The organism is Paucilactobacillus nenjiangensis, assembly GCF_008632615.1.
Lineage (GTDB): Bacteria > Bacillota > Bacilli > Lactobacillales > Lactobacillaceae > Paucilactobacillus > Paucilactobacillus nenjiangensis.
Genome location: NZ_CP043939.1, coordinates 181,845 through 196,048, shown reverse-complemented (window position 1 = coordinate 196,048; position 14,204 = coordinate 181,845). Strand labels below are relative to the sequence as shown.

General features: G+C 38.7%; 18 protein-coding genes. 2 read left to right on the top strand and 16 right to left on the bottom strand.

The window, feature by feature from the left end; genetic code table 11:
* Positions 1-49 precede the first annotated feature (49 nt).
* Positions 50-415: a DUF488 domain-containing protein gene (locus tag F0161_RS00980; protein ID WP_150203228.1), complete on the top strand. Its 366-nt coding sequence runs from the start codon at positions 50-52 to the stop codon at positions 413-415.
* 24 nt (positions 416-439) lie between these two features.
* Here the strand turns inward: F0161_RS00980 and F0161_RS11385 are convergent, their stop codons facing one another.
* The 5 genes from F0161_RS11385 to F0161_RS00960 all read right to left on the bottom strand — a co-directional run bounded on the left by F0161_RS11385 (position 440) and on the right by F0161_RS00960 (position 2,365).
* Complete coding sequence (locus F0161_RS11385; protein ID WP_190318888.1) at positions 440-616, bottom strand: hypothetical protein; 177 nt, start codon at positions 614-616, stop codon at positions 440-442.
* A 2-nt stretch (positions 617-618) separates the two neighbouring features.
* A complete protein-coding gene (locus F0161_RS00975) occupies positions 619-1,272 on the bottom strand; it encodes an NAD(P)H-dependent oxidoreductase (RefSeq protein WP_150203226.1) in 654 nt (217 codons plus the stop codon).
* Between the two features lie 2 nt (positions 1,273-1,274).
* Positions 1,275-1,598 carry a hypothetical protein gene (locus F0161_RS00970; RefSeq protein WP_137602489.1) on the bottom strand — a complete coding sequence of 108 codons (324 nt, stop codon included), beginning with the start codon at positions 1,596-1,598 and terminating at the stop codon, positions 1,275-1,277.
* A gap of 73 nt (positions 1,599-1,671) precedes the next feature.
* Positions 1,672-1,986, bottom strand: coding sequence for a DUF7671 family protein (locus F0161_RS00965; protein ID WP_137602490.1), 315 nt, complete (start codon positions 1,984-1,986; stop codon positions 1,672-1,674).
* Positions 1,976-2,365: a DUF6508 domain-containing protein gene (locus F0161_RS00960; protein ID WP_150203224.1), complete on the bottom strand. Its 390-nt coding sequence runs from the start codon at positions 2,363-2,365 to the stop codon at positions 1,976-1,978. The genes F0161_RS00965 and F0161_RS00960 overlap by 11 nt, the downstream gene beginning before the upstream one ends.
* Before the next feature lie 128 nt (positions 2,366-2,493).
* Between F0161_RS00960 and F0161_RS00955 the strand changes: the two genes are divergently transcribed.
* Positions 2,494-3,123, top strand: a complete 630-nt coding sequence (locus F0161_RS00955; RefSeq protein WP_150203222.1) for an NAD(P)H-hydrate epimerase — start codon at positions 2,494-2,496, stop codon at positions 3,121-3,123.
* Between the two features lie 59 nt (positions 3,124-3,182).
* On the opposite strand, the gene F0161_RS00950 is transcribed toward F0161_RS00955, so the two are convergent.
* The 11 genes from F0161_RS00950 to F0161_RS00905 all read right to left on the bottom strand — a co-directional run bounded on the left by F0161_RS00950 (position 3,183) and on the right by F0161_RS00905 (position 14,128).
* A complete protein-coding gene (locus F0161_RS00950; RefSeq protein ID WP_150203220.1) occupies positions 3,183-4,691 on the bottom strand; it encodes an ABC transporter substrate-binding protein/permease in 1,509 nt (502 codons plus the stop codon).
* 121 nt (positions 4,692-4,812) lie between these two features.
* A complete protein-coding gene (locus F0161_RS00945; RefSeq protein WP_137602494.1) occupies positions 4,813-6,228 on the bottom strand; it encodes an NAD(P)(+) transhydrogenase (Re/Si-specific) subunit beta in 1,416 nt (471 codons plus the stop codon).
* On the bottom strand, positions 6,228-6,548 hold the full coding sequence (locus F0161_RS00940) for an NAD(P) transhydrogenase subunit alpha (RefSeq protein WP_137602495.1): 321 nt from the start codon (positions 6,546-6,548) through the stop codon (positions 6,228-6,230). The genes F0161_RS00945 and F0161_RS00940 overlap by 1 nt, the downstream gene beginning before the upstream one ends.
* A 1-nt stretch (position 6,549) precedes the next feature.
* On the bottom strand, positions 6,550-7,149 hold the full coding sequence (locus F0161_RS11810; protein WP_404825395.1) for a Rossmann-fold NAD(P)-binding domain-containing protein: 600 nt from the start codon (positions 7,147-7,149) through the stop codon (positions 6,550-6,552).
* Positions 7,136-7,732 carry a Rossmann-fold NAD(P)-binding domain-containing protein gene (locus F0161_RS11805; protein WP_404825394.1) on the bottom strand — a complete coding sequence of 199 codons (597 nt, stop codon included), beginning with the start codon at positions 7,730-7,732 and terminating at the stop codon, positions 7,136-7,138. Before F0161_RS11805 ends, F0161_RS11810 begins: the two co-directional genes overlap by 14 nt.
* Positions 7,733-7,894: 162 nt before the next feature.
* Complete coding sequence (locus tag F0161_RS00930; RefSeq protein ID WP_150203218.1) at positions 7,895-9,202, bottom strand: ammonium transporter; 1,308 nt, start codon at positions 9,200-9,202, stop codon at positions 7,895-7,897.
* A 428-nt stretch (positions 9,203-9,630) separates the two neighbouring features.
* Positions 9,631-10,353, bottom strand: coding sequence for an LrgB family protein (locus tag F0161_RS00925; RefSeq protein WP_150203216.1), 723 nt, complete (start codon positions 10,351-10,353; stop codon positions 9,631-9,633).
* A 1-nt stretch (position 10,354) separates the two neighbouring features.
* Positions 10,355-10,810 (bottom strand): CidA/LrgA family protein, encoded by a 456-nt coding sequence (locus tag F0161_RS00920; RefSeq protein WP_150203213.1) that lies wholly within the window; start codon positions 10,808-10,810, stop codon positions 10,355-10,357.
* Between the two features lie 164 nt (positions 10,811-10,974).
* Complete coding sequence (locus F0161_RS00915; RefSeq protein WP_150203211.1) at positions 10,975-11,685, bottom strand: LytR/AlgR family response regulator transcription factor; 711 nt, start codon at positions 11,683-11,685, stop codon at positions 10,975-10,977.
* Between the two features lie 5 nt (positions 11,686-11,690).
* Positions 11,691-13,433 (bottom strand): sensor histidine kinase, encoded by a 1,743-nt coding sequence (locus tag F0161_RS00910; RefSeq protein WP_150203209.1) that lies wholly within the window; start codon positions 13,431-13,433, stop codon positions 11,691-11,693.
* Between the two features lie 59 nt (positions 13,434-13,492).
* Positions 13,493-14,128, bottom strand: a complete 636-nt coding sequence (locus F0161_RS00905; protein ID WP_318635334.1) for an LVIS_2131 family protein — start codon at positions 14,126-14,128, stop codon at positions 13,493-13,495.
* Between the last annotated feature and the right edge of the window lie 76 nt (positions 14,129-14,204).

Sequence of the window (14,204 nt, the reverse complement as noted above, 5' to 3'; positions counted from 1 at the left end):
AAGCAATTTCAATACGAACGGTTCGTCTCAGAAAGTTAGGCAAGATAAAATGGCAAATGAATTGAAGCTTGAACGAGTTTACACTAAGCCAATTGATACGGATGGTTACAGGATTTTAGTTGACCGACTATGGCCTCGTGGTGTCAGCAAGGTAAACGCCCAGATTGATCAATGGGCAAAAGAAATTACCCCAACCACTGAATTACGCAAATGGTTTAATCATGACCCAGAAAAATTTGATGAATTCAAACATCTGTATTTATCACAGTTGCAAAGTAATCCAGCTTATTTAGATTTTAAAACCATGGTCCATCAAAAACTAGAAACACAAAACGTGATTTTTGTGTATGCCGCCAAAGATGAAGTTTATAATCATGTTGTGATTTTAGCAGAAAGTATATTAAAAGGGATTTGAAACTTACCGTTTCAGATCCCTTTTTCACCACTGCTCTGGGCTCCACATACGCCCATCTAATTCGCCTTGTAACTGATCAATTCTTTGATATTGCTCAGTCATAATTCCCTTCAACTCCCTGTAAAATGCCTGGTCAGGAAAAGTCTGACTGTTTTCAATCAATTCATTAATTTTCATTTCAACCCATTGTTGTGTATCCATTCTTAATCCTCATCTTGCTTAAATTGATTTACATCCATTAACAAATCGTGACGAGCATCTTCATTATCTTCTAGCACCGTGATAATTTGTTCTAATTCAGAGTTATCTGTACTTTTTTGCTTCAAAATTTCGTTGAACCAAGCAATTTTACTGTCAAAACTATCAAAGTTAGTTAACGTAACATATTGCTGATATTGAATTAGCAAATGCTGTTGTTCAAGTTTATTAAGGTAAGCAAATTGAAAGACTGTAATTGGAGTCAGATAGTGCAGTTTCATTTTATTGGCTAACATTTCAAACGGTCTGAGTACTTCAGACATGGTGAATTGTTCCAATCCACCGGCTTGAAAATCTTTAGCAGGACTCCCGGTTGAAACGACCAATCCTAATTCTTTATTGGTTAAATCAAGTTGGTTTACTGAAAAGACATCGTCTATCCATTGTTTCAATAATGCGGGGGCACTGTACCAGTAGAGTGGAAATTGAAAAATGATGCGATCAGCTTGTTGCAGTAATTCTTGTTCTTCATCTATTTGGTACTCATTGGCTATTGGATGCCAGGTAAAATCAATAAACCCAGCCAATCCTTCTTTAAAGAATTGCTGGGTCGTTGAATTTTCTATTTGCGGATGCGCAACTATGATTAAAGTTTTCATGCCTAAACCTCTGGAAAAATTAATTCAATTTGGCCCTTACGTGTAGCAAAATTAATGCGTAAAATTTCTTGTTTTAAAATTTTGTCATATTCACTCAAAACATCGGCCGGTAATGGTGTCCTTTCGGAAAATAAAGCGACCAAATCTTCAACTGAAAGTACATCTTCAATATTAATAAAGATATTGATGCTACTAATCACATCTCGGAGCAAATCAGTCAACAGGCTATTTGGTTTACCACTTGCATCAGTCACAACAATCTGTGAATTACTGATATGGCGGTGATTCACACTAAACATTTTAAGCATTCCAAAAACATTAAACATACTTTCACCCCTAATTATAGTTGAAAATAATATACCACGAACCGCATAAAAATGCTCGATTATTGCTGTAAAATCAACTATTGAGTATCTTTATACCTTGCTGAACTAACTCTTCGTTTGCAAATTCACTAGTAAAACGCTGCAACGGGACTTCAGAGTGACGATCTTTAAAGGCCATCTTTTCTGATGCCACAATCATGACCATCAAGTTATTTTCAGTCAGCAACATTTGCCCCGGCTGTTTAAATTTTCCCTTAGTATGTTTGCCAGTTCGCCAAGTATGAATTTTTACGTCACCATGATCATCGGCTTTCAAAACATAGTCGCCAGAATTATTAGTGGTAACTGGAATGCCAAAATATTTATTTACTTCGTACTTATCCTTCATTTTCTTTATTCACCAATGCATTCGTTACTTGATACAAGAAGCCTTCTTGTAAGGCGCGCGCCCAACTACCCTCATCAACTTCTTCAGCTGTCACAATTAACGTCAACATCGCTTTCAGTGTATCAATTGTGTCGATTACCAGGACTTGATTAACGATTTTTTGATTCATTTTAATTTTAATTTTTTGTGCCTTCAACGTTTTTTTATACTGCGCATCAAAGTCATTACTCTCTTTAAAATCACGTACAAATGTTAGTATGGTTTGATCGTAAATTGGATAACCCATTTGTAAAATTCCATCTTCGGTATTTGTTGATGTCCATTGAAATTCTTTGTTTTGCATATTCTTAAAATATTCGAGATATTTCTTTAAATCCATCAGCCGTCACCACTTTCCGTTATAAATCTCACTTATTGGTAATTATTATAACATTTGTTCAACATTACATTTGCGATTTGCTTTATAATGATGACAATTATTTTATCAAACATTTGGAGGAAATGAATATGGCAAAAACATTAACAACTAAAGAAATGAAAAAGTTCGATAAATTTACAATTGAAAAAATTGGGATTCCATCGATTGTGCTGATGGAACGCGCCTCTTTGGCAATTAGAGACATCGTTTTGAAACGTCATTATGATTTATCAAATGTTGTTGTCGTAGCAGGTTACGGTAACAATGGTGGTGATGGCTTAGCGGTTGCTCGATTGTTAAAAATAGAACGCGCCAACGTCACGATTATCAACGTTGGTAATAGCAAACATGAAAGTTCTGAACGTGCGACGCAACGCAAAATTTGCAACTATTACAAGATTCCAACTACTGATGATTTATCGGCATTGAATGATGCTACTTTAATTGTCGATGCAATTTTTGGCGTTGGGATTGACCGTCCAGTTGCCGGCGAATATTTGGAAGCCATTCAAGCAATTAATCAAACGACCGCCACAACCGTTGCTGTTGACGTACCTTCCGGGTTAAATTCTGATACCGGTACTCCCTTAAATGAAGCAGTTCGCGCAGATTTAACCGTAGCGATTGCCTTTAATAAATTAGGATTTGGGACCAATCCAGGAAAAGAGCACGTTGGTGAAGTTGTCGTGGCTGATGACATGGGTGTTTACTACTTTTAATTTTAAGACAACTAAATACGCGCAACAATCTGAAAAATGATTGTGGCGCGTATTTAGTTTTAAACCGTTCTATTCATTTTACTATTCATTTTAATTTCATAATGTCTCAAAATTCGAGAAATTGCAAACGTTAAAATGAAGTAGAGAATCATGGTAATTACAATTGGAATCACACCACGATAAGTATCGGCTTGAACAATCTTTAATTGATAAATCATGTCTGACACACCAATGATAGATACAATTGAGGTTTCCTTAATTAAAGAAACAAATTCATTTCCCAAAGCAGGCCAAATATTTCGGATGGCTTGTGGCAAGACCACACTAAACATCGTATCGTGAGAGTTCAATCCTAAGCTTCTAGCAGCCTCGTCTTGTCCTTTGTCAATCGACAAAATTCCGCCACGAATGACTTCACAGACATAGGCGCCACTATTTAGTGAGACCGCAATAATCCCTGAAATAACCGCTGGAATATTAACAATCACGCCTAAACCAAAGTAAACAAATAAGATTTGGACCATCAATGGAGTCCCACGAACAAACTCGACATAGGCAGTTCCTAGCCATTTGAACACTTTAACTTTTGAAAGCCTCATAAAGGCCAACAGGATACCAATCAAGAATCCAAGTACGACTGAAATAGCACTGATACCGACAGTGTATTCAATTCCAAGCGCAAAATATTTCCAATAATGCCACATTGATGTATTGGCCGTATTAACTTTCATATATGATCCGGCTGTTTTTAAATAACCAGTAATTGAATTGTTGTCCTTAATATCATCAATTGAATGATTAATTTGAGTTGTCAGGCTCGTCGAACCTTTCGCTACGGCCACAACATCATTAGTTTCATCAGAACCTAAATCAAACTTCCCATTAACTGCCACGATACTTGAATCATTTTCGGCATATGCTTTCGCCGTGGGTTCATCAAGCACCACACCTTCAACCTTATGTGATTTCAACGCAATCACTAAATCTGAAACAGTATCCATTCCTTTAACTGTCGCGCCTTTAGCATGTGACTTGGCTAAGTTGTAAGGTAATGAACCGGTTTGGGCCCCAAGTTTCTTATCGCTAAATGAATTGCGGTTCTTATATACACCTTTGTCTGACTTATTAATTAAAATATATTGTCCGGCTTTATAATATGATTTTGAAAAATCAACACTCTTAGCTCGTTTTGCAGTGGGATTCACACCCGAAATGACCATATCAACCTTGCCTGATTGTAAAGCAACCAAGAGAGAATCAAAGGACATTTTCTTAATTACCAACTTCACGCCCATATCTTTGGCAATTTTCTTGGCAATTTCAATATCCATCCCGACAACCTTACCCTTAGCCATAAATTCATATGGTGGATAATCAGGACTTGTACCTAAAACAATTTCACCTTTGGCTTTAATTTTGGCCAACGAATCTTCTGACGTAGTTGTAGTAGATGTAACTGAGCTACTACTTTGAGTCGTATCATCGGCTTTGGCAACACTCGACAGTACAGGAGCCATCACGAGTAAAACCGCCAAAAATGTGAATACTAATTTATAAAATTTTTTCATTATCCTAAGCGCCTCCGTAAAAAATCAACGCTTATAAGTATACAGAAAAAAACGTATTCATTCAACTAAATGAATAAATACGCATGATTTATGAGTTTTTGATTAATTTTTGTTCATATTTCTATTCGTCTAAATACTCTTTGGTTGAGGCAATAATATCTTGTAAGCCCTTTTTAGCATCAGCAAATAGCATGTGTGTGTTATCTTCAGAAAATAATTCATTTTGAATACCAGCATAACCAGTACTCATAGATCGTTTAATGACCACAATTGATTTAGACTTATCGACATCCAAAATTGGCATCCCCGTAATGGCAGTTCCTTGCCGGCGGGCGGCTGGATTAGTCACGTCGTTAGCACCAATCACTAACGACACATCCGTGTTTTCAAACATCGAATTAGCTTCTTCTAATTGCTTCATTTGATCATACGGTACATTCACTTCGGCTAATAACACGTTCATATGGCCTGGCATCCGCCCGGCAACGGGATGAATTGCATAATTCACATTAATACCGTGATCCGTGAGTAAATTAGCCAACTCAGACACTTCATGTTGTGCTTGTGCAGCGGCCAATCCATATCCCGGAACAATCATCACATTTGCCGCATATGCAAGTTGCACTCCAACGTCATCCGCCGTGGTCTCTTTAACATTCACGGGTACTTCCTCAGTAGACGCCCCTTTGCTATCATCCGTGCCAAAGCCACCAGCAATGATATTTAGGACTGAACGATTCATTGCGGCCGCCATTTGTAAGGTTAAGATAGTCCCGGCAGCGCCGACCAATGCCCCGGCAATAATTAGTGCCTGGTTGTCGATAACAAATCCGGCCATCGATACGGCCAAACCAGTAAAGGCATTTAGCAACGAAACCACCACCGGCATATCTGCCCCACCAATCGGAATTGTCATCAAAATACCAAACAGTAAACTAGCACAAATGATCAAAATCAACCAACTAGGATTGACAGCAAAGCCAATGGTTAAAACAACCGAAACTAAAATCACTAACACGACTAGTGCATTGGCAACTTTTGCTCCTGGAAAAGTGATTGGTTTGCCCGAAATCTTTCCAGCTAATTTACCGGTGGCAATTAGTGAACCGGAAAACGTAATCCCACCAATCACTAAATCCAGTGCCACTGGAAACGAAAAGGCGAATGATAAGGTTGATCCCGTACTCTTGCTCAAATAATCAAACGCACCAATCGCCGCTGCTGCCCCACCACCAACAGCATTAAATAAACTCACTAATTGCGGCATATCTGTCATTTCAACCGTTCTCGCTCGGACCGCGCCATAACCCAGTCCTAGTACCAGTCCGATGACTAAAATGATGCCACCAGTCATGGTGGCTTCTTTTTGACTAATTGCCACTAATAAAGTCATGATGACCGCAATAATCATTCCGACTCCAGAAACTCGGTTCCCATTTCGTGCCGTTTTAGGCGTCCGCATCATGTGCAATCCAATGACATAACAGGCCGCACTCACCAAATACATTAATGAAACAACTGTTAGGAGAATTGACATCACTTGTCACCTCCATCATCAGATTCATTCTTTGGTTTCTTGGGTTTTGAAAACATGGTTAACATGCGGTCCGTAACGACATAACCACCAGCCACGTTGACCGATCCCAAAAACACAGCAATAAAAGCTAACCCATAAAACAATGGCGACTGTGCTTCTAAAGCAATTAAAATCGCTCCAATCACCACGGCACCGTGAATTGCATTTGCACCAGACATCATTGGCGTGTGTAGAGTAGCCGGAATTTTACTGATGACCTCAAAGCCAACTAGCACACTCATCACAAAAATCGCAACATTTGTATATAACTCTTGACTCATCTTAATCACTCTCCGTTTCAATTGGTTCAACTTTTGGAAGTTCTGGTAAATTAAGCGTTTTTCGTAATCGCGGATTCACAATTTCACCATCGTAAACGGCGACCAGGTCTTTAAAAACATCATCTTGTAAATCAACTTGGACTGTTTCGTCCTTAATAACATAATTCAAGACAGCCAACACATTTTTGGCAAATAATTGAGACGCCGAATTAGGTACCTGACTCGCTAAATTCGCAGCCCCAACAATGGTCACTTGTCGTTCATCAATATTTGTTTCAAATGGCTGACTACCGGCAACGTTCCCACCTAGCTCACTAGCGGCTAAATCGACAAATACCGAACCTGGCTTGGCATTTTGAATACTCTCTTCCGTCACCAGTAAGGGTGGCTTATGTCCAGGTACTTGTGCGGTAGTAATAATAATATCGTTTTGTGAAATAAAATCTGCCAATTCCTTTTGTTGTGCTGCTTGTTCCTCGGCAGTTAATTCACGAGCGTAACCACCGGCCCCAGCACCATTAGAAACTGAGCTAGTCAAAAAAGTCGCTCCGAGTGATTCCACTTCGCCGCGTGAAGCCGGTCGAACATCATAACCCGACACAATAGCACCAAGCCGTTTCGCCGTCCCGATTGCTTGTTAATCCTGCAACACCAGTTCCTAATACCAAAACCTTAGCGGGCTTAACGGTCCCGGCCGCTGTAATCATCATAGGAAAATACTTGGGAAAGACGTTACTGGCCAACAATGCCGCCTTATAGCCTGCGACGCTGGCTTGAGAACTCAACACATCCATCGTTTGAGCACGACTAATCGTTCTTGGTACTAGTTCCAGTGACAACACATTTACTTTGGCACTAGCAAGCTGATTCATTTCATCAGCTACCGTTAATGCGTTAAATTGACCAATCAGCAATTGTCCTGTTTTCAACACAGACAAAGTGGCTTGATCTGGATTTGAAATCATCGTCAATACGTCGGCAGTTGATAAAATTGACGCTCGATCAGTAATTTTTCCTTCCACGCTTTCATAATCTGCATCAAAAAAATTAGCCTTGGTTCCCGCTCCTAGTTCGACAAGTACTGTCAGTCCAGCTTTGACTAATCGTTTGGTCACTTCTGGATCGACGGAAACTCGTTGTTCATGTTCGTCTTGTTCCTTTAAAACACCAATTGTCAAACTCATTTAAATCCCTCCTTCTACAACACTCGAAAACATTGTAAACGTTTACAATATCTAGCCTTATTCTAACATATGTTGTATGAAAGCACTCAAAAATCGCAATACCTCCAGCGTGATATTGCGATCCTTTTGCTACTTTATTTTTGTCATTTTTTTAATTAATCATCAATTCTTATGACCATTCAGTTGTGCTAATTGGCCCTTAAATTCTTTCCGGAAAGTATCGACATCCGAATCAGCTTCGGTTGCAACGGCATAATCTGCATGTTCGCCATGTTCACCAAAGTCCAAACCAAGTCGTTCTTCTTTTTCAGAAACACGGATGGGAGTAATTGCTTTCAGAATGACAGTAATGATAATCACCATAATTGAAACAAACACAATTGTGAATGCTGTGGCAAATAATTGAGTACCGAATAGTTTAAATCCACCACCATAGAATAAGCCATTATTAGTAACTGCTGAGTTAACAGACTTGGTAGCAAACAAACCAGTCGCAATACTACCAACAATCCCACTTACTCCATGAGCACCAAATGCATCCAAGGTATCATCAACACCTAACTTGCCTTTAAGATAATTGATGAAGAAATAGCTACAACATGTGCCGGCGATACCAATGAAGAAGGCCCCGGTGATTGTGACATACCCGCAGGCTGGTGTAATGGCAACCAGTCCACACAAGGTACCAGTACAAACACCGACTAAACTTGGTTTACCAGTTCTAAAGACATCAATCATCATATATGAAATCATGGCTGATGCCGTGGCTACGGTAGTAGTCATTGTTGCTTGAACAGCAACTGTTGAAATGCCAAAGGCGCTACCAGCATTAAATCCATACCAACCAATCCAAAGAATAGTTGTTCCTAATAATACCCAAGGTAAGTTGTAATGTTCAGGTTCTTTATATTCAACCCGTTTGCCCAGGAAGATAGACAAAACAAGTGCGGTAATCCCGGCATCAATGTGGACAACAGTCCCGCCGGCGAAATCCAAAGTTCCCATTTTGAATAGGATACCACTGGCACTCCAAACCATATGAACCATTGGATAATAAACTAAAATTGACCAGAAAATAATGAACAGAAACAAGAATTTGAACTTCATCCGACCAACAACCGCCCCAACGAACAAGGCTGGAGTGATGATGGCAAACATCATTTCAAACACTGAATACAAGCCATCTGGGATTTTGGTAGTCGTAGCAGTCATCTTCGTCATACTGAAGTTTTGATGGAAAAATTGATGTAAATCACCAAAAACTCCAAAGTGATCTCCACTAAATGAAAGGCTGTAACCTACAATAATCCAAAGTAAAATTGCTAGACCAGTGATAAAGAATACTGAAAGCATTGTGTTAACAACGTTGCGTTTAGAAACTAGTCCTCCATAGAAGAATGCTAGACCAGGTGTCATAAATAAGACCAAGATACTTGCTAAAACTAAAAATGCTGTATTTGCTTCGTTCAAATGTTTCCTCTCCCTTACCTCTGAATTTAAAACTTTATTAAATGTCATAAAATATAACATCACATAAATTCATCGTCAAGGTTATTTGACAAAAATAATGTTAAAAAATTCATTTTTATCAGTTGAAACCGTTTTATTTACCCAATGAATGTTATGTTTTTATGACATCAACGTGCAATAAGAGAATAAAGAGAGATAAATCCATCTTCCATTGGTACATACCTGTTGATATCGTTAGCTCATTGACAAGGCTACGTAAAGCTAAACTTTTTAGTTGTTATGTCATCTTGGAACATAAAATCAGACTGTGATAATTAATTGTATTCAAAAATATCACCAACCCCGAAGGATTGGTGATATTTTTTATTTGCCATGCATATGATGTAGACGTTCATATGCAATGTTTACTATTAAAGTTAATTACTAATTTAGAAGCCCATCATGTGTGCGAACGTTGGAACACCAAGTCCACAAACCCCGATGATAACAACGGCGATTGAAGCCATTGATCCTTCAACAGAACGATTTGATAGCTTTAGCTGACCAACAGCATGTCCGGCAGTACCTAAACCAAGTCCAGTACCAATACGTGATTTGCCAAGACGGAAGGCCTTGATTAAGAAATCACCTAAGGCGTAAATAATAACGGCGTTCAAGATAACGGCCATAGCAGTAACTGAAGCATTACCACCAATAGCAGTAGAGATTGGAAGAGCGATGGCAGTAGTAGCTGCTTGTGGCAACATAGCTGCAATAGCTGAATGATCCAAACCGAAGAGTGTTGAAACACCTAAGATACAGAAGAGTGAAATTGTTGAACCAATAATAAGTGCTAAAACAATTTCTAACCAATATTTCTTAACAATATCGTTACGTTTGTACAGAGGAACGGCAAACGCAATAGTTGCTGGGTTTAGGAACCAGAAGATAATGTCCCCACCTGGCTTGTAGAACTTAGTGTAAACTTCAAGGGTTGTTTTGCCCATCATTGAAGCCATAATAACTAGAACTACAATACCAAGTACCATACCTAAGAACAATGGTTGGAAGAGGAAGAAACCTTTACCAATTTTGAAAAGCCATTGACCGAAGAGATAAACCATCAATGAAATAAATATACCAGTGAATGGTAACGCTAATGTGACATCCATGTTATTTCTCCCCTTTCTGTGCTTCTGCTTCGAATTCTTCTTCACTCATAGGGTTCTTACTGATTTTGTTCTTCAAACCAATTAAGATCCATGCAGTGTAAGCAGTGATAACTAACATCAAGACAGTTGAAATGATAACAACGAGCACGATTTGTACCCCTTGTTTAGCCATCAAATCAAGACTTGTTGCTAATGAAATACCAGAAGGGACGAACATGAAACCAATCAAACTAATTAAGAATGTTGCGAAACTATCCACCCATTCGAGTTTGATAATTTTTGCTGATAATAAAACATATAAAATAACTAAACCTAGAACTGGTGTTGGCACTGGGAAATCTGGAACTGCCTTTGCTAACCAACCAGAAATTAAACTAGAAATAAATAAAATTGCGGCGAAGATACCCATTTGGGTAAGAATTGGTGCTGACTTCTTTTCTTGTTGCTTGTCTGCCATGTTAATAACCTCCTCTAGAATTTTGCTAGTTAACAATTTGTTAACATTTACATTACATATTATATAAAAAAAGAGCTGAAAATGGCGCTTTCAGCTCTAGAATGACAATTATTCGGTTTAAAATGCCCTGACATGAATTTAGAATGCCCTGGCTGTGTTTCTTTTCACATGCCTAATGCTTGTTTCATTTCTGTAACAAACGATCGGCTAACTGGAATCTTGCTGCCATCGGTCATCGTGAGTTCGTAGGTGTGGTTAAAGCTTGGCTCAACAGAAGCCACTTTATTGAGATTCACTAAATAACTTCGATGGACCTGTAAAAATTGTTTGGAATCCAAGTTCTCTGAGAATTTAATGAGAGTTTGCTTAGTCTTGAACAATCTTTGACTAGTATTGATAATAAAGTCGCCCTTTTCGACATATGCAGAAATTATGTCGCTTTTAAGGATAACAGACGTTTTTTCATCTTCCGTAATGGAAACTCGCGGATTGGTAGTTTGAGGGTTTTCTGGTGCCACTTCAATCTCACTAATTTTATCAATCGCCTGATTGACCCGTTCTTGTTCGAAGGGCTTTAATATATAATCAACCGCACTTGCGTTAAATGCATCAAGCGCATATTGATCATAGGCAGTAGCAAACACGATTTTAGGGGCATTCTTTTTTGTCTTTAAATCATCCGCCAAATCAAAGCCATTTTCTTCACCTAGTTGGATATCTAAAAATAATAAATCAATTTTGAATTCGCTGATTACCCGAAATGCAGCGTCGATTGTATCAGCTTCATACACCGCTGATACTTTAGGATTGTCTTTGACCAGAAACTCTAACTCTTCACGGGCTAAAGACTCATCATCTACAATTAATATATTCATTAAACCTAATCCCCCTCCTTGAGTGGAATCCAAATGGTAACACTTGTACCCGTTGCTGTTGAATCAAATTGTAAGGAACTTAATTTGCCGTATAGTCCGACTAACCGTTGATTCAAGTTTTGTAGAGCTGTGCCACTTCCATGTGACGATTCAACTACGTCTACCCCCAATGATGGTAGTTTATCAGGATCAATCCCACTACCATTATCAGTGACTTGAATTTTCAATTTATCGTCCTCAGGTTCGATTAAAATCTCAACCAAATTACCTTGTTTTCGATTTGAGAATGCGTGCTTAACGGCATTTTCAACTAAAACTTGAATCGTAAACGGCGGTAATTTAACCGTACGTGGTGCCAATATTTTTTGGTGAACTTCAAACTTATCTGGAAAACGAGTTTGTTCCAATGAAAGATACGCTTGAACGTGTCGTTGCTCTTGCTCCAGCGTAATTTCAGTCTCTCGCACACCCATTAAGTTAGCTCTAAAGTAGGTGCTTAGTTGCAATAACAGACTACGTGCTTGTTCGCTATCCTTACGCATCATTGCCGAAATTGTATTAATGGCATTAAAGAAAAAGTGCGGATTAATTTGAGCTTGTAATGATTTAATTTCAGCATCCTTAACTAATTTAGATTGAGTTTCAGCGGCTCCCAAAGCTAACTGACTTGAAAAAATCGATCCCAGTCCGACTGCCAACTGTTCCTCAACAGTGGTCATCATTTGCGCATCCGTATAATACATTTTCAAAGTTCCTACGACTGCATCATTGATCCAAAGCGGTATAATAACTGCCGCTTCAAGCGGACAATCTGGGTGTGAACAACCTATCTCTTTTTTACTGTATGCTATTTCCAATTCCCCATTGCTAATTGCTCTCATGGAAAGTTTGGTAATCATCCGTTCTCCAGCCAAATGATGATCACTTCCTGCACCAACATGGGCCAAAATACGATTTGTGGTCGTTAAGCTAATCGCAGCAAAGTTTGTATAATCCTTAATGATATTGGCCACTTTTTGTGCCGATGCTGGATTTAATCCCGCCCTAAAATACGGCAATGTTTTGTCCGCCAATTCCAGGACGGAATGAGTCTGGATGGCTCGAGCCTCTTGTTCTTGATTTAAAGAAGTTTGGATAATGGATAAGAAAATGTAAGTTCCCACCGAATTTACCATAATCATTGGAACCGCGATGAACTTAACTAGTTCCAAACCCGTTGGACTAAAGAACGAAATAAACATCATTTGAATCACTTCCATAAAGAAACCCACAAAGATCCCTTGTGAGGGAGTAATGATATCAATGTGTCCGCGTGACATGGTGCTTTTAAAGAGAAATCCTGATGAAAAACCAATGATTGAAGAACTAATAATATAAAACCAGCCAGTCGATCCACCTTGCATAACACGATGAATACCAGCAATTATACCTACGACCGTACCTACCTCAGGTCCACCAATGATTCCGGCTACTGTAATTGCCAAAATACGTGTATTAGCAATTGAATATGTTTCTGGCAAGTTTGTCAATATTGCGGACGAAACAACCGTATTATTTGAATCAATTTTGACGCCTGTTAAGTTTGAGATAATAGCAAAGAGAGAGAAAAATAAAATAAGTTGTATTTTAGCTGATAAGTCTTTTCGCTCATATAGTAACCTACGAAAAGACTTGACGTTAACCAAAATAAAAGCAAGGATAATCACAATCCCCACACGTTCTAATAGTAATAATGATAAATTAAGCATTCACTGTGCCCCTATTGATAAAAACAGGGCTGCGACAATTGTCACGGACCCTGCTAAAGTTATTTAGATGTTTCTGAAAGAATGAAATCAGCTGACGGAACTCTGAGCAATGTATAATATCCGGCAACGTGACCGCTACGAACACCTAGTCCATTTAAGAAAGTCTTCTTATACTTGATGGTCATCTCTGCGCTAAACGCATGGCCCGTCTTAGTATCGTACTCGTTCACTTGTTTTTTATTCCAAGGATAAACCGAAGCGTCCATATTGATCGCATCCGATCCTCGTGATACCGTCCCATTTCGGCTACTAATAGTCGTCTTACTTCCATTAGTTAAATAAGTATACGACACAATTGGCTGTTTACCATTTTCACTTTTTTGTGCCGTAACATAATAATAACCCGTTTTAACTTGATTCAATTCAAGCTGATGGTACTTGGTTGAAATATCTACATCCGTCTTATTAGTCATATCGACTGGTCTAAAGAAGCTGAGCCAAGACATCGTGCCAATAAAGGCAATCGACACGACCAGGAGCCCAACGTATGTTGCAAACAACTTTTTGTCAAAAGATTTTTGAGTACTAATAATTAACATCAACTGCTTAACTCGAATAAAGTGAATTACCCAAATCAAAAAAATGATAGCAACTATCCATAATAAAATGCCGACCCAATTCCAACCTATGAACATATTCATTTCCCCTATCTCGTATATTCTTCTTATATTATGCCATAGACTGGCTATAAAATCTTGCGTCGCCCTTCCA